This window comes from Bradyrhizobium septentrionale, from assembly GCF_011516645.4.
Taxonomy (GTDB): domain Bacteria; phylum Pseudomonadota; class Alphaproteobacteria; order Rhizobiales; family Xanthobacteraceae; genus Bradyrhizobium; species Bradyrhizobium septentrionale.
In genome coordinates, this window is record NZ_CP088285.1 from 6,224,119 (window position 1) to 6,238,458 (window position 14,340).

15 protein-coding genes are annotated in these 14,340 nt (G+C 63.6%); 12 read left to right on the forward strand and 3 right to left on the reverse strand.

The annotated features are described in order from the left end of the window. The first annotated feature begins 327 nt into the window (after nucleotides 1-327). From HAP48_RS31355 to HAP48_RS31375, 5 genes are all read left to right on the forward strand, one after another. The gene (locus tag HAP48_RS31355; RefSeq protein WP_166215317.1) at nucleotides 328-1,551 is read left to right on the forward strand and encodes an ABC transporter substrate-binding protein; all 1,224 of its coding nucleotides are present in this window, start codon (nucleotides 328-330) and stop codon (nucleotides 1,549-1,551) included. A 93-nt stretch (nucleotides 1,552-1,644) separates the two neighbouring features. After that, on the forward strand, nucleotides 1,645-2,520 hold the full coding sequence (locus HAP48_RS31360; RefSeq protein WP_018270667.1) for a branched-chain amino acid ABC transporter permease: 876 nt from the start codon (nucleotides 1,645-1,647) through the stop codon (nucleotides 2,518-2,520). Between the two features lies 1 nt (nucleotide 2,521). After that, the gene (locus HAP48_RS31365) at nucleotides 2,522-3,448 is read left to right on the forward strand and encodes a branched-chain amino acid ABC transporter permease (RefSeq protein WP_166203777.1); all 927 of its coding nucleotides are present in this window, start codon (nucleotides 2,522-2,524) and stop codon (nucleotides 3,446-3,448) included. Further along, a complete protein-coding gene (locus HAP48_RS31370; protein WP_166203778.1) occupies nucleotides 3,448-4,929 on the forward strand; it encodes an ATP-binding cassette domain-containing protein in 1,482 nt (493 codons plus the stop codon). Before HAP48_RS31365 ends, HAP48_RS31370 begins: the two co-directional genes overlap by 1 nt. Nucleotides 4,930-4,970: 41 nt before the next feature. Beyond that, the gene (locus HAP48_RS31375; RefSeq protein WP_166203779.1) at nucleotides 4,971-6,215 is read left to right on the forward strand and encodes an ABC transporter substrate-binding protein; all 1,245 of its coding nucleotides are present in this window, start codon (nucleotides 4,971-4,973) and stop codon (nucleotides 6,213-6,215) included. Nucleotides 6,216-6,266: 51 nt separating this feature from the next. Here HAP48_RS31375 and HAP48_RS31380 read toward each other — a convergent pair whose 3' ends face one another. Both HAP48_RS31380 and HAP48_RS31385 read right to left on the reverse strand, forming a co-directional pair. Continuing rightward, nucleotides 6,267-7,481: an NAD(P)/FAD-dependent oxidoreductase gene (locus HAP48_RS31380; RefSeq protein ID WP_166203780.1), complete on the reverse strand. Its 1,215-nt coding sequence runs from the start codon at nucleotides 7,479-7,481 to the stop codon at nucleotides 6,267-6,269. Nucleotides 7,482-7,573: 92 nt separating this feature from the next. Next, the gene (locus HAP48_RS31385) at nucleotides 7,574-9,397 is read right to left on the reverse strand and encodes a thiamine pyrophosphate-requiring protein (RefSeq protein ID WP_275948992.1); all 1,824 of its coding nucleotides are present in this window, start codon (nucleotides 9,395-9,397) and stop codon (nucleotides 7,574-7,576) included. A gap of 134 nt (nucleotides 9,398-9,531) precedes the next feature. Here HAP48_RS31385 and HAP48_RS31390 point away from each other — a divergent pair, with 134 nt between their 5' ends. Then, nucleotides 9,532-9,696, forward strand: a complete 165-nt coding sequence (locus HAP48_RS31390; protein WP_024579538.1) for a Flp family type IVb pilin — start codon at nucleotides 9,532-9,534, stop codon at nucleotides 9,694-9,696. Between the two features lie 212 nt (nucleotides 9,697-9,908). Here the strand turns inward: HAP48_RS31390 and ku are convergent, their stop codons facing one another. Further along, nucleotides 9,909-10,886, reverse strand: coding sequence for a non-homologous end joining protein Ku (gene ku / locus HAP48_RS31395; RefSeq protein ID WP_166203782.1), 978 nt, complete (start codon nucleotides 10,884-10,886; stop codon nucleotides 9,909-9,911). A 257-nt stretch (nucleotides 10,887-11,143) separates the two neighbouring features. Here ku and HAP48_RS31400 point away from each other — a divergent pair, with 257 nt between their 5' ends. The 6 genes from HAP48_RS31400 (at nucleotide 11,144) to HAP48_RS31425 (ending at nucleotide 14,305) form a co-directional block, all read left to right on the forward strand. Continuing rightward, a complete protein-coding gene (locus tag HAP48_RS31400) occupies nucleotides 11,144-11,296 on the forward strand; it encodes a hypothetical protein (protein WP_166203783.1) in 153 nt (50 codons plus the stop codon). 353 nt (nucleotides 11,297-11,649) lie between these two features. Then, nucleotides 11,650-11,808: a hypothetical protein gene (locus HAP48_RS31405; protein WP_165128757.1), complete on the forward strand. Its 159-nt coding sequence runs from the start codon at nucleotides 11,650-11,652 to the stop codon at nucleotides 11,806-11,808. 202 nt (nucleotides 11,809-12,010) lie between these two features. Beyond that, nucleotides 12,011-12,217, forward strand: coding sequence for a hypothetical protein (locus HAP48_RS31410; RefSeq protein WP_166203784.1), 207 nt, complete (start codon nucleotides 12,011-12,013; stop codon nucleotides 12,215-12,217). Nucleotides 12,218-12,429: 212 nt separating this feature from the next. Further along, nucleotides 12,430-12,696: a hypothetical protein gene (locus HAP48_RS31415; RefSeq protein WP_166203785.1), complete on the forward strand. Its 267-nt coding sequence runs from the start codon at nucleotides 12,430-12,432 to the stop codon at nucleotides 12,694-12,696. A 55-nt stretch (nucleotides 12,697-12,751) separates the two neighbouring features. Next, a complete protein-coding gene (locus tag HAP48_RS31420) occupies nucleotides 12,752-13,168 on the forward strand; it encodes a hypothetical protein (protein WP_166203786.1) in 417 nt (138 codons plus the stop codon). A gap of 108 nt (nucleotides 13,169-13,276) precedes the next feature. Then, nucleotides 13,277-14,305, forward strand: a complete 1,029-nt coding sequence (locus tag HAP48_RS31425; RefSeq protein ID WP_420869825.1) for an NAD-dependent epimerase — start codon at nucleotides 13,277-13,279, stop codon at nucleotides 14,303-14,305. Nucleotides 14,306-14,340: the final 35 nt, after the last annotated feature.

Genomic DNA, 14,340 nt, shown 5'->3' on the forward strand with positions numbered 1-14,340 from the left:
CCTATGTAGCCGGTTAGGACCCTCTCCCCACCCTCTCCCACAAGGGGAGAGGGAGCCTGAGCAACGTGCTCACCTCACTGTCTTTGCGATGACGATCTGAGTGATTGGCGCCCCGCGCTCTTATTCCCGCACTGCCTCATCTTTGTTCAGCCTGAAGGCGCCGACCCACTACTTTAGTTGCCGTCGATGCATGGCGATCTGCGCGCAGTTTCACTTGCTGCGCATTTTGTCGCAGCTATAGTCCCGCCCCAAGAGCTCGAAGCGGCCGAAGAAGAACAAGAGGAGTGAAACAGGGTGAAAACAACATCGCGACTGCCTTTTCATGCGATGCAGCAACTTGCCGGAGCGGCCGTGTTGGGCCTTCTGGCCGCGGCGCCGAGCGGAGCGCAGGCCGCCGATACCCTCAAGATCGGCGTGATCGCCGAAGCGCAGGCGATCGCGGGGGCGTCGATCCCGCAGGCGGCGCAGCTGGCCGCCGACGAGATCAACGCCAAGGGCGGCATCGACAGCCGCAAGATCGAAATCGTCTCTTACGATAATCACTCATCCTCGGCGGATTCGGTGCGCGCATTCCAGCGCGCGGTCAACGAGGACAAGGTCAACGTCGTCATCTCGAGCTATATCAGCGAAGTGGTGCTGGCGCTCGAGCCGTGGGCCTCGCGCCTGAAGACGCCGTTCGTCACGCCCGGCGCCGCCTCCAACGAGATCAGCAAGAGCGTCCACGCCGATTACGAGAAGAACAAGTACACCTTCCACGGCTACCTGACCTCGGCGGCGCTGGCGCTGTCGGTGTGCGATGCCGCCAAGGATCTTTTGGTCGATCAGAAGCACATGAAGACCGCGGTCATCATGAGCGAGGACGCGGCGTGGACCAAGCCGCTCGATGTCGGCTATGAAGAGTGCCTGCCGAAGATCGGGCTCAAGGTCGTCGACCATATCCGCTTCTCGCCCGATACCACCGACTTCACGCCGATCTTCAACAAGGTCGAAGCCGCGAAGCCCGACGTGATCATCACCGGCATCTCCCATGTCGGCGTGCAGCCGACGGTGCAGTGGAAGAACCAGCAGGTGCCGATCCCGATGTTCGGCATCTCCTCGCAGGCGACCAACGAGACCTTCGGCAAGGACACCAACGATGCGGCGGAAGGCGTGCTGTATCAGGGCGTGTCGGGCCCGAACGTCGCGGTGACGCCGAAGTCGGTGCCGTTCGCGGAAGGATTCAAGAAGCGCTACGGCAACTATCCGTCCTACGCGGGCTACACCGCCTATGACGAAGTCTACTACATCGCCGATGCGGTGAAGCGTGCCGGCTCGGTCGAGGCCGACAAGATGGTCGATGCGCTGGAGAAGACCGACTGGGAAGGCACCATCGGACGCGTCCAGTTCTACGGCAAGGACGACCCGTTCACCCATTCGATCAAGTACGGCAAGGGCCTGATCACCGGACTGATGCTGCAGTGGCAGGGCGGCAAGCAGGTCGCGGTCTGGCCGAAGGAGGTCGCCAAGAGCGATCTCAAGTTCCCGAGCTTCGTCAAGGTCCCCACGAACTGACCGATCAGTATGCTCCCAGGTCCCTCCCGGGAGCATCGGTTTCGGTTTCGCGTCCTCCACAACAGGCAGCCTTGCTGCCGCGGCCAATCTGAGATGCTCGCCTTACAAATCCTGATCGATGGCTTTGCCATCAGTGCGCTCTATGCGCTCGGCGCGACCGGCTTCACCTTGATCTTCGGTGTCTCCGGCGTTCTCAACCTCTCCCACGGCGCCATCATGGTGGCCGCAGCGGTCGCGGCCTGGGCCGCGGCCAGCGTGCTGCACCTCGACATCTACACCGGCGCGTTGTTCGGTGTCGGCGTTGCGCTGATCGTGTCGTTCGCGACCTATTTCGCGGTCGTGAAGCCGATCCAGAATTCCAGGCGGATCCCGAACGAGGAAAAGGAAATCTTCGTCCTCACCGGCACCTTGCTTTGGGGCATCATGATCCAGGAGCTGATCGCCTATTTCTTCACCAACAACGCCAAGACGGTGCTGCCGATCGTCGAGGGCGTCGTCGACATCTTCGGCAACCGCACGCCGCGCAACAACATCTTCACCGCGCTGGTGTGCTGCCTCGTGATCGGTCTGCTCTGGCTCCTGGTGAACCGCACCCGCACCGGCAAGGCGGTGCTGGCGGCCTCGATGAACCCGCGCGGCGTCACGCTGCTCGGGCTCGAGCTCACCCAGATCTATATCGTGGTGTGGGGCATCTACGGCATTCTGGCCGGCATCGCCGGCGTGCTGCTCGGCATGTTCCTCGGCGTCAGCTCCTACAGTGTCGGGCCGCTGACCGCGAGCGCGTTCTCGATCGTGGTGCTCGGTGGCCTCGGCAGCGTCTCGGGCTCGCTGATCGCGGCCTTCGTCGTCGGCTATCTCGAGACCATCACGGCCTACATGATCTCGCCGGCCTACCGCACCATTCCAGCGCTGCTGCTCCTCGTGTTCGTGATGTATATCCGGCCCCAGGGCCTGCTCGGGAGGCGCTGACATGGCCAATTTCTTCACGTCGCGCCTGTTCTTCGTTTCGGTAGTCTGCGTGGTGATTGCCGCGACCCTGCCGTTCTACGTCTCGGGCTACATCCTCGGGCTGCTCACTGTCGCGTTCTATTTCGGCGTGTTCGCGATGGCCTGGGACCTGCTGTTCGGCTTTGCCGGCGAGGTCAATTTCGGCCCGACCTTCCTGATCGGCACCGGCGCCTACACCGCGGGCATTCTCAACAACCAGTTCGGCTGGTCGGTCTATCTCTGCATCCTGCTTGGCGCGCTGGCCTCGGTCGTCGCGGGCTTCGTGCTGGCGCTGCCGGCGCTGCGGGTGAGGGGACCGTATTTCGGCCTGACCACGCTCGTTGCAGTGCTGATGCTGCAGAACTTCATCGTGGTGTTCGCTGACCTGACCGGCGGCGAGATCGGGCTCACCATCCCTGATGTCATCACCATCAATGCCGGCGCCAATTACTGGATCGCGCTCGGCTTCATGACCATCAGCGCGGCCATCCTCTATGGGTTGTCGCAATCGCCTGTCGGCCTGGTGCTGCAGGCGAGCGGGCAGGACCCGGTGCAGGCCGGCGCGCTCGGATTCAACATCGTCAAGCACAAGCTCGCGGCGTTCATCGTCAGCGCGTTCTTCTCGGGACTATCGGGGGCGCTGCTGGTGTTCTACTTCGGCACCGCCTCGGTCGGCACCGTGGTCGACGTCGCGGTCGGCGTGAACGTGATCGTCTCCGCTGTGCTCGGCGGCCGGCGCACGGTGCTCGGTGCGGCGTTAGGTGCGATCTTCCTGATCGTCGCCGGCGAATTCCTGCGCCCGACCGGCGAGCTTGCGACCTTCATCGTCTCGGCGGTGGCGCTGCTTGTCGTGCTGTTCTTCCCCGGCGGTTTCCTCGGAGCGGCCCTGTCACGCGAGGCGCGCTCCTGATGGACCAGACTGTGATCACCACTCCGACGCTCGCGGTACGCGGCCTGACCAAGCGGTTCGGCGGCCTGACCGCGGTGAAGAATCTAAGCTTCGAGCTGCGCCCCGGCGAGATCCTCGGTCTGATCGGGCCGAACGGTTCGGGCAAGTCGACCGCGATGAAGAGCGTGATGGGCATCGAGCGCCCGACCGCGGGCGAGGTGCTGTTCGAGGGCGAGAACGTGGCCGGGCTGCCTGCGCACAAGATCGCGCGCAAGGGCTTTGGCATGGTGTTCCAGCACTCGCGGCCGCTGAACCGGCAGACCGTGCTGGAAAACATCATGGTCGCGCTACTGCCCGACAGCCTGTTCATGCTGTTTCCCGACAAGGCGCTGACCGAGCGCGCCAAATGGATCGCCGACCGCGTCGGGCTTGGGGCGGTGATGAACCGCCGTCCGCCGACATTGCCGTTCGCCGATCTGCGCCGGCTGGAGCTGGCGAAAGCAATCGCGCGCGATCCAAAAGTCGTGCTGGTCGACGAGCCCTTCGCCGGCCTCACCAGCACCGAGGTCGGGACGTTCTCGCAATTGATCCGCAGCTTCCGCGACGAGGGTCGCGCGGTGATGCTGGTCGATCACAACGTCAAGAGCGTTGCAGCCCTGGTCGACCGCGTGCTTGCGATGTATCTCGGCGAAGAGATCACGACCGGCCGCGCCGACGAGGTGATGAAGAACGAGACCGTGCGGCGGGTCTATCTCGGCGGCGCGATCGAAACCCATGCGCGGCCCGAGACCTCGTTCAAGGACAAGGTGCCGCTGCTGCAGGTCGAGAATGTCAGCGTGCATTACGGCAAGGCGCAGGCGCTGGAGAACGTCTCGATTCACGTCCATGAGGGCGAGTTCGTCTCCATCGTCGGGCTGAACGGCGCCGGCAAGACCACGCTGTTCAACACCATCTCGGGCTTCCTGCCCTATACCGGCGAGATCCTGCGCGGCGGCGAGAAGTTGCGCGGCACGGGGCCGGCGAAGATTGCCCGCTCGGGCCTCGTACAGTGCCCGGAATCGCGCGAACTGTTCGGCGAGATGACGGTGCGGGAAAATCTCGATCTCGGCGGCCAGCATCTCGACGACGCGGCGCGGGCCAAGCAGCTCGCCTGGCTGTTCGAGCTGTTCCCGATCCTGAAAGAGCGTCAGGGCCAGATGGCGCAGACATTGTCCGGCGGCGAGCAGCAGATGCTGGCGATCGGTCGCGCGCTGATGATGCAGCCGCAGATCCTGATCCTGGACGAGCCGACGCTTGGACTTGCGCCGGTCATCCTCGAACTGCTGTCGAAGGCGCTGGAGAAGCTGCGCCAAACCACCAGGATCACGGTGCTGCTCGGCGAGCAGAACGTGACGTTTGCGCTTCCGCATGCCGACCGCGTCTATGTGCTGGAGCACGCGCGGATCGTGTGGGAGGGCGACCCGGGCCGGTTCGCCGCGGAGGCCGGCAAAGACTTTCTCTGACGTTCGAAAATTTCAAACAAGAAAGCAAAGCAAGGGAGATCATGATGACACGATATTCAACCGCCACCCGCGTGAGTTTTTTGGCCTCCGCACTCGCGCTCTGCCTCGCGGCGCCGGCCTATGCGCAGTCCAACGATCCGATCAAGATCGGTGTCATCGCCGAGGTGCAGTCGATAGCGGGTGCGGCGACCCCGGGCGGCGCGCAGATCGCGGCCGACGAGATCAACGCCAAGGGCGGCGTGATGGGCCGCAAGATCGAGATCGTCACCTACGACAACAAGAGCTCGTCGGCGGACTCGGTGCGCGCCTTCCAGCGCGCGGTGAGCGAGGACAAGGTCTCGGCCGTGATCGCAAGCTACATCAGCGAGGTCGTGCTGGCGCTGGAGCCGTGGGCCTCGCGGCTGAAGATGCCGCTGATCACGCCGGGCGCCGCCTCGAACGAGATCACCAAGGCGGTTCATAACGACTACGAGAAGAACAAGTACACGTTCCACGGCTATCTGACCTCGGCAGCCCAAGCGCAGCTGGTTTGCGACGCCGCCAAGGAGCTGCTGGTCGACCAGCTCAAGATGAAGACCGTTGCGATCATGAGCGAGGACGCGGCCTGGACCAAGCCGCTCGACGTCGGCTACGAGGCCTGCCTGCCGAAGGCCGGGTTGAAGGTGGTCGAGCACATCCGCTTCTCGCCCGATACCACCGACTTCACGCCGATCTTCAACAAGATGGAGAGCGCAAAGCCCGACGTCATCGTCACCGGCATCTCCCATGTCGGCGTGCAGCCGACTGTGCAGTGGAAGAACCAGCAGGTGCCGATCCCGATGTTCGGCATCAGCGCGCAGGCGCTGAGCCCGTCGTTCTGGGGCGACACCAACGGCGCGGCGGAAGGCGTGCCCTCGCTCGCGGTGGCGACGCCCGACGTCGCGGTGACGCCGAAGACAAAGCCGTTCGCGGCCGCCTTCAAGGCCAAGTTCGGCACGCCGCCGGCGTATACCGGCTACACCGCCTATGACGAGGTCTACATCATCGCGGAGGCGATCCAACGCGCCGGCTCGACCGATCCGGACAAGATGGTCACCGAGCTCGAGAAGACGGACTTCGACGGCACCATCGGCAAGATCCAGTTCTACGGCAAGAACGACGAGTTCACCCACGGCATCAAGTCGGGCCCGGGCGCCGTCACCGGCCTCGTGTTCCAGTGGCAAGGCGGCAAGCAGATCACGGTCTGGCCGAAAGCGATCGCCGAGGGCAAGCTGAAGTTTCCGAACTTTGTGAAGCTGTCGCAGTAATCGCGCGAGCATCAAGACAAAAGAGGGGCGGTCACACGGTGGCCGCCCTTCTTACTTGCGCGTCGGCGGCGCCGCCTGGATCGTCGGCGCCGCTGCCGCGAGCAACGCGGCGCGGTCGCCGTTGCGCGGCGGATAGATGCGTTGCTGGTTGATGGTCTGCTTGGTGAGTTTTGCGGCGGCGCCCGTCGTGTGCACCTCGCGGTCCCAGCCGGTGGTGTAGAGCGCGCCCCAGGCGCCGAGATCGAGCACCGTCACATACCAGTCGATGGTGAGCGGCAGCAGCTTCTCGCCGAACAGATCCGCCATCACATTGTGGCCGGCAAAGCGGCCCATCGGCCGCGCGAACTGGCAGGACATCACGGTCGGATGCTCGCCGTCGATCAGGCAGGCGGCGACGTCGCCGGCGGCGAAGACATCAGCCAAGCCCTCGGCGCGCATGTAATGGTCCACCGTCAGTCGCCCGAGCGCGTCGCGCTTGACCGGCAGCGTTGCGGCGAGCGCACTCGCGCGCATGCCGCCGCACCACACCACGGTCTCCGTCGGAACGATTTCGCCCGAGCTTAGCGTGATGCTGGCGGCGTCGACGGCGCTGACCCTGACATTCAGCCGCGTCTCGACGCCGAGCGCGGACAGCGCCTCGTTGATGACGGGACGGCCATGCGCGCCGAAGGTCGCGCCGACCACGGGATTGGGATCGACGAGAATAATGCGGCGGTCGCCGGTGATGCCGGCGTGAGCAAGCTTGGCCGGCATCTCGGCCGCGACCTCGATCCCGGTGAAGCCGGCGCCGACGACCACGACCGTCGCGCCGGCCTGCGACGGCGGCTGCTTGCCGAGCGCGGCCAGATGCGCGTCGAGCTTGGTGGCGGCTTCATACGTGTCGACATCGAAGCCGTGCGCGGCAAGGCCGGGAATTGCAGGGCGGACGAGTTCGCTGCCGGTGGTCAGAACCAGCCGGTCATAGGTCACGCGCTCGGTGCCCGCGGCCGTCTTGACCGTGACCTCGCGCTTCGCCGGATCGATCGCCGCGACATCGGCCACCCTGTGCCTGACGCCGACCGGATCGAGCAGGTCCTTGAGCGGCAGCGCGACGTCGGCGAGATCGACCTCGTAATTGCGCACCCGGATGTTGTGGTAGGCGTTGCGATCGACGACGAGGATCTCGCTGTCCGCCGCCCGCGCGCCGATCTCGTCGCGCTTGCGGGCCGCACCAAGCGCCGCCCACAGCCCGGCAAAGCCGGCTCCCAACACCAGGATGCGCGCCATCTCTCCCTCCGATCTTCTGTCGGAGGGAGCTTGCCCGCCTAAGCAAGGTCAAATCAAGTGGGCGAAGTGCGGAAGAGGCCGAGTGCGGCGCCTCACGTCCCCGGCCGCGACACCTCGGTCTCCTTGCTGGTGATGAATTCCAGGAGCACCGGCACGCCTTCTTTGGTTTTCTGGATGCCGCGCTTGATCGCGGGGATGATGTCCTCCGGCCTGGTCACCCGCTCGCCGTAGCCGCCGAAGGCGCGGGCCATCGCGGCGTAATCGCCGGAGATGTCGGTCGAGCGGTATTTCTCGGTCGAGATCGGCATCACCTTCAGTTCGATCGCCATCGAGAAATTGTTGAGCAGGATCGACATGATCGGAATCCGCTCGCGCACCGCCGTCTCGAAATCCATCCCCGTGAAGCCGATCGCGGCGTCGCCCCAGACATTGATGCAGAGCTTGTCCGGTTTTGCCAGTTTGGCGCCCATCGCGAGCCCCAGGCCGTAGCCGAGCTGCGTGGTCTTGCCCCAGCCGATATAGGACAGCGGCTCGATCGATTTCCAGAACGGCGAGAGCTGGTCGCGCGGGCTGCCGGCGTCGTGGGTGATGATGGTGTTGTGGATGTCGACGGTGTGCTGCAGGTCCCACAGCACGCGGTAGGGATTGAGCGGCGCGTCGTTGTGCGTCAGCTTCGGCATCCATTTGGCGAGCCACTCCTTGTGGGACGCGGCGATCTCCTCGGCAACGGCGCTCGCGTTGCGGTCGGAGGTCACGGTCTTGCCGATCTCCTCCAGCAGCGCGTCGAGCACGAGCCCGGCGTCACCGACCAGACCGATCCTGGCCTCGACATCCTTGTTGATGTGGTTCGGATCGAGCGTCGAATGGATGATGGTCTTGCCCTTCGGCATCGCGATGCCGAAGGACGTCTCGGTGAAGGAGCAGCCGATGCCGAAGATCAAATCGGCCTCGGCGAGGAATTTCGGCACCGCGCGCGGCACCGCCAGGCCGCCGGAGCCGAGCGACAGCGGATGCGTCTCCGGGAACGACGACTTGCCGCCGAGGCTCGTGGTGACGGGGATCGCGAGCCGCTCCGCGAGCCGCTTCAGCTGCGGCCAGGCCTTTGCGTAGTGCACGCCCTGGCCGGCATAGATCACCGGACGCTTGGCGTTGACGAGCAGGGCGGCGGCTTCCTTGATGTGGACAGGGTCGGCGCCGTAGCGGGTGCGCAGCACCGGCGTGTAGTTCAAGGGCTCCGGCACCTCCTCGTTCCACATGTCGGCGGGGATCTCGACGATCACGGGTCCGCCGCGGCCGTTCTTCAATTTGGTGAAGGCGCGGCGGAAGATGTTGCAGACCTCCGCGGCGATGTTGATCGGCTCGGACGACTTCGAGAACGCCTTCATCGCCTGGCTGGAATTGAAGTTCGGGTCGATATTGGCAAGCCTGCGCGCATAACCCATCGGCAGCACCAGCACCGGCACGGATTCGCCATAGCACTGCGCGACACCGCCCATCGCGTTCTCGGCGCCCGGGCCGTGCTGCATGCAGAAGGCGCCGATCTTCTCACCCGAGGTGACGCGGGAGATCGCGTCCGCCATGTGCATGCCGATGCGCTCCTGGCGCACCATCACCGGGCGGATGTCGGCACTGGCGGCGTATTCGATCAGGTGGTTGACCGGGTAGCCCGTGAGGATCTCGATGCCCTCGCGCTTCATGATTTCCGCGATCGCGGTGCCGAGCTTCATGACGGTCACTCCCTCTGGATGCGGCCAGTTTGGTCCGGCCTCGTTGTCGTCCTGTCCGATAAAGGAACAGGATTCCGCTGGCCGGTAAAGCGCGGCCGGGGCCGGATCAGGTAGTTCTGATATGCGTTTACGCCCAATCGCGGCTTGGCGCCGTGCCGGCTGGTGGGAAGCTGCAGGCAGAACTAGCATCCAGATTCTGTGCAACCTTTAAGCGACCGTTCATCCTGTCCCTCAACGGGCCGTCAACCAATGTGACCTAGTTTTGCTGGCATATTACTACGGCGCGGGAGAAAAAAGCCGCGAGCGTCGGACAGGAGCTTTTCATGCGCGCGTTGCTTGCAAGATTTCTGCGTGATGAGGTCGGCGCGACGGCGATCGAATACGCCATCATTGCCGGCGGCATCAGCATCGTAATCGTCGCCGGCGTCAGGGGCATCGGCACCAGTGTGAGCGGCCAATTCAACGCCGTCAGTTCGGCCTTCAAGTAAGCGCAGCCGGAAACGCTTCGCATTCTTCCGGATTCAATCGTCCCCGTTCAACGCGCGCAACATCGCGATATGCGCGAACATCAGCCAGCCCCTCATTGCGCCGCGTTGATCAGATGCTCGGCCGCGATCTGCCAGCGTGCCTCCTGCCGGGCGTCTTCCGATAATCTCATGATGTAGCCGGCGGCCTGTTGCTATCGCCGGGTGACGCCCGCTCAGCCCGCCTTCTTGCGCGCCGCGGTGCCCTGCGCGCGCGCTGGCTTCTCGGCCTTCTTCGGCTCGGGCTTGACCGCCTCCTTGGGCTCGCGCTTGCCGCTGCCCGAGATCGGCAACAGCATCTCGCGCTGGCCCTCGATGCGCTTCTTCGGCTTCTTGCCCTTCGCCGCCTTCGCCTCCGCCTTGGCCGGAGCGGCCTGCTTCTCGTTGGCGAGGCTCTTCTTCAGCGCGTCCATCAGGTTGATGACGTTGCCGCCGGTCTTCGCCGCGGGCTTGGTGATCTTGATGCCGTTGCGCTTCTGGTTGATCAGATCGATCAGCGCCTGCTCGTAGCGGTCCTCGAAATCCTCCGGATCGAACTCGGCAGACTTCTGCTCGACGATATGCTTGGCGAGGTCGAGCATGTCCTTGGTGATCTTCACATCCTGGATGTCGTCGAAATACTCCTTCTCGCTGCGCACCTCATAGGGGTAGCGCAGCAGGGTGCCCATCAGCCCGTTGTCGAGCGGCTCGAGCGCGATGATGTGCTCGCGGTTGGTCAGCACCACGCGGCCGATCGCGACCTTGTTCAAGCTGCGGATGGTCTCGCGGATCACCGCAAAGGCGTCGTGGCCGACCTTGCCGTCGGGAATGAGGTAATAGGGGCGGATCAGATAGCGGCTGTCGATTTCGGACCGCGGCACGAATTCGTCGATCTCGATGGTGCGGGTCGAATCCAGCGCGATGTCGTCGAGCTCTTCCTTGGTGACCTCGATGTAGGTGTCGGTGTCGACCTTGTAGCCCTTCATGATGTCGTCGGTGGCCACTTCCTCGCCGGTCTCCGCGTCGACCTTGGCGTATTTGATCCGGTGGCCGGTCTTGCGGTTGATCTGGTTGAAGGAGACCTTTTCGGTATCCGAGGTCGCCGGGTACAGGGCAACCGGGCAGGTCACGAGCGAAAGGCGCAAAAAGCCCTTCCAGTTGGCGCGGGGGGCCATAGGCAAAACTCCGATAACGCAACCGACGGAACGGTCAAGGATAACACCGGGAACCCCAGTTTGAAACAACACGGTCCGGTGAATCTCGCAACGGCGTTAACCGTGGCTTCGACCTGCGCCGGTTTGACGCGGTGCGCGGCGCGAGTGCCGGGCTAACGCCGTCAAACGGCCCGGAACATCGCTCCCGATCAGGCGTTGGCTTTTCGAAGGGGAGCAGCAACCGCCGGAATTACAGGCACTTAAGCAAAGAGGTCGCCATGGCAACGGAACGACACGGTCAGATCGTCGAAACCCCGACCGAGGCGCGCCAGGCTGAGCCCGGACCTTCGGTTCTCGCGCTGCTCACGGCCTCGACAGGGCTCGCGGTCCTGATCCTCGGCATCGTCTGGTTCGTCTTCTTCCGCGTCTGAAGCCCTTATCGTTAACTGCGCAGGTGAGGCTCATTGTTAACTGACGTGCGGCGGAACGTTCTACCCGCAACACGCGCACCTGGTCCTCTGCAAGTCGTCTGAGCGGGAAAGATCGCTGCGCAGAGGCGTGCGGTCGATCACGGCCGCTGCAGTCCAACCGCGGATCATGTCGAGTAGAATTTTCTTGAGCCAAGCACATTTTTTTTCTTGAGCGACGGCTCGCGGCTCGCGGTCTCACAAAATTCAATGACGATCAGTGATGCGCAGGGCGCGAATAGCTGCCTCGCGCCGCGTCACGAGATCATCGAAATTGACTGCTAGCTGATTTGAATCGGATCTGCCTCGAGCTTGAGATGTTCTATCAACAAGAAGAAAAAACCTCGCTGCTGGCGCGCTTCAAGGAGAAAAGCGTTTCGGGCGCGTTCGTCGGATTGACGGTCCTGGCGATGGCGGGGTGGATCTATCTTCTCAGCTCGATGTTCCTGAAATTCATGCTCTGGTGGTTTTCCTGAGACGTCGCTGCCGAGAACGCTTCTCTCTCGACAACACTTGTCTCTCGCCAACACTTGTCGCGCGAGAACACCTGGCGTCGGCGCCTGATTATTGTCGCGCCGTTCCGTTGCACAAAAATTTCGGCCGCTGAACAATCTTTCGGCGCGCCCAATCATGATGTCGTCACAACTCGGAATGTTAATAACATCGGGGCGAACGTGGATGACTGTGATGCTTTCTTCTGTTGTTATTCTCGCGGCGGTGTTCGTCGCAGGCTTTTTCGCCGGTTTCGCCGCGCGTTCGTGGCGATCGCACAAGCGCCGCGCGCGGTACCGGATCTATGCGCCGTATGTGGCGCCGTCAGCCGCTAGATCGTCGAGACCGAAGCAGCCGGTCACCGCGTTCGGCCACATGCGTCGCGCGTTCTAAAGCATGATCCGGAAAGGTGCGGAGCGGTTTTCCGAAGGGATCGTGCTTAAAAACGGGCTAGTTCGATCGAGGTAGCGCGACGTTGTGGTGAGTTGGGGTTGGCGGGCGACATGCAATCGGTCATCCTGTCTTCGTTGCGGCAGCCGGGCTCGGTTCGCGTGCCGGCCTCTTGTCGCCGTTGGCCCTGCGCATCGTGAGGGAACTTGCACAGCATGAGTGATCTCAGGGGTCATTCGCCGAGGCGGTATGTCGTCGATGTCAGTGGCCGGCGCGTGCTGGTCGGTCTTACGCTCGAAGAGACGTCGGAATTCGAGGGGTTGGACACTTCCCTGCCGCAGCTGCCGGACCGGGGAGAGCAGGGTGCATCGGCCGTCGAGGGACGATGGCTTGAGCTCTACGACAAGCACGACAAGGCCTGGATCAAGTGGAAGGCCGACCTGAGGGCGGGGCAGCAGGGCAATTCACCCTTTTTTAACTAAGACCGGGCGATTTTGATCTATGCCGCCTGAATGGGCCCGAACCGGATACTGACAGATGTTTCAGCTGTTTCTGCGGGCTCGCGCGCACGACCTGGTCAGGTCGCGGCGTGGCGAGGAAGGCTTCAAGGCACGCTCGGCCGAGCGGGATGCCGAGACCGATCGTGCCCGGATCGGATCGATCATGGCTGCCATCGAGGCCGCGCTACAGGCCGCCGAAAGCGAGCAATCCGGCCTTGGCCGCCGTGTCGATGATGTGCTGGCCCGCGCCGCGGTGACACTTGGCAACGGCACCGACGAATATCTGGAACGCGAGGCGCTTGACAACCATCATCAAGACCTGTTTGACGCCGAGATCTTGAACGGCCAGCGCCGGCTGAAGGAACTGGCGACCGAGATTGCGCACTTCAAGTTCGTGAAGGCCGCAGTCCTGAGCCGCTTTCCGGACTACAAGGCTCCGGCCGCCAGCAACTGACGCGCCAACCGAGGCGCCTTGCGGCCGGAACGCCAAGCCAGTCGCTGCGGCCTCGTTTGACGCCGTATCCGGCCGGCTCCGGCGCAAGGCGAAAGGCACAGGCAGGACGTGGTGATCGCAGGCAATCTACTCGTCACGGGCTGCGCCGGCTTTATCGGCTTCCATCTGGCAGAGCACCTGCTGCGGGCGGGGCAGCCGGTCATCGGCATCGACAATCTGAACGATTATTATGACCCGGCGCTGAAGCGCGCGCGGCTCGACCTGCTCAAGCAGCACCGTGGCTTCACCTTCCAGCAACTCGACCTCGCCGACCGCGCCGGGATGAAGGCGCTGTTCGAGCGCTATCGCTTCGAGGTCGTGGTGCATCTCGCCGCCCAGGCCGGCGTGCGCTACTCGCTGCAAAACCCCCATGCCTACGCGGATTCCAATCTGGAAGGGTTCATCAATGTGCTGGAGGGCTGCCGGCATACCGCGTGCCGGCACCTGCTGTTTGCCTCCTCATCGTCGGTCTACGGCGCCAATACCAAGCTGCCGTTTTCGATCCACGACAATGTCGATCATCCGGTCAGCCTGTACGCCGCGACCAAGAAGGCCAACGAACTGCTCGCCCATTCCTACAGCCACCTCTATCGCATCCCGACGACCGGGCTACGCTTCTTCACCGTCTATGGGACGTGGTATCGGCCGGACATGGCGCTCTATGCCTTCGCGGACGCGATCACCAAGGGGAAGCCGATCCAGTTGTTTAACAACGGCCAGATGCGGCGCGACTTCACCTATGTCGATGACGTGGTCGAGGCGATGCTGCGGCTGATCGGCCGCGCGCCCGAGGGCGACGCCAACTGGTCGGGCGCGCATCCCGATCCGGGCTCGAGCAGGGCGCCCTGGCGGGTCTACAATATCGGCAACTCCAGGCCGGAAGAACTGATGCATGTGGTGGGGCTGCTGGAGCAGGGCTTCGGCCGGCAGGCGGAAAAGCAGTTGCTGCCGATGCAACCTGGGGATGTTCTGGAGACGGCAGCCGATGTCTCCGATCTTGAGCGCGAAATCGGCTTTCGGCCGCAGACGCGGATCGAGGACGGCATCGCCAGATTTGTCGATTGGTATCGGGCCTATCACAACGTCGATCGGACGTAGTGCGCTGCTTGCGAATCCGAGCGCGAGAAAAAGCC

Bases quoted from the DNA above. Each gene is read 5' to 3' on its own strand.
- HAP48_RS31415 (WP_166203785.1), top strand. From the start codon at position 12,430: ATGAGTGATCTCAGGGGTCATTCGCCGAGGCGGTATGTCGTCGATGTC.
- HAP48_RS31365 (WP_166203777.1), top strand. From the start codon at position 2,522: ATGGCCAATTTCTTCACGTCGCGCCTGTTCTTCGTTTCGGTAGTCTGC.
- HAP48_RS31420 (WP_166203786.1), top strand. From the start codon at position 12,752: ATGTTTCAGCTGTTTCTGCGGGCTCGCGCGCACGACCTGGTCAGGTCG.
- HAP48_RS31370 (WP_166203778.1), top strand. From the start codon at position 3,448: ATGGACCAGACTGTGATCACCACTCCGACGCTCGCGGTACGCGGCCTG.
- HAP48_RS31380 (WP_166203780.1), bottom strand. From the start codon at position 7,481: ATGGCGCGCATCCTGGTGTTGGGAGCCGGCTTTGCCGGGCTGTGGGCG.
- HAP48_RS31375 (WP_166203779.1), top strand. From the start codon at position 4,971: ATGATGACACGATATTCAACCGCCACCCGCGTGAGTTTTTTGGCCTCC.
- HAP48_RS31360 (WP_018270667.1), top strand. From the start codon at position 1,645: ATGCTCGCCTTACAAATCCTGATCGATGGCTTTGCCATCAGTGCGCTC.
- HAP48_RS31390 (WP_024579538.1), top strand. From the start codon at position 9,532: ATGCGCGCGTTGCTTGCAAGATTTCTGCGTGATGAGGTCGGCGCGACG.
- HAP48_RS31405 (WP_165128757.1), top strand. From the start codon at position 11,650: ATGTTCTATCAACAAGAAGAAAAAACCTCGCTGCTGGCGCGCTTCAAG.
- HAP48_RS31400 (WP_166203783.1), top strand. From the start codon at position 11,144: ATGGCAACGGAACGACACGGTCAGATCGTCGAAACCCCGACCGAGGCG.
- HAP48_RS31385 (WP_275948992.1), bottom strand. From the start codon at position 9,397: ATGCTAGTTCTGCCTGCAGCTTCCCACCAGCCGGCACGGCGCCAAGCC.
- ku (WP_166203782.1), bottom strand. From the start codon at position 10,886: ATGGCCCCCCGCGCCAACTGGAAGGGCTTTTTGCGCCTTTCGCTCGTG.
- HAP48_RS31410 (WP_166203784.1), top strand. From the start codon at position 12,011: ATGACTGTGATGCTTTCTTCTGTTGTTATTCTCGCGGCGGTGTTCGTC.
- HAP48_RS31355 (WP_166215317.1), top strand. From the start codon at position 328: ATGCAGCAACTTGCCGGAGCGGCCGTGTTGGGCCTTCTGGCCGCGGCG.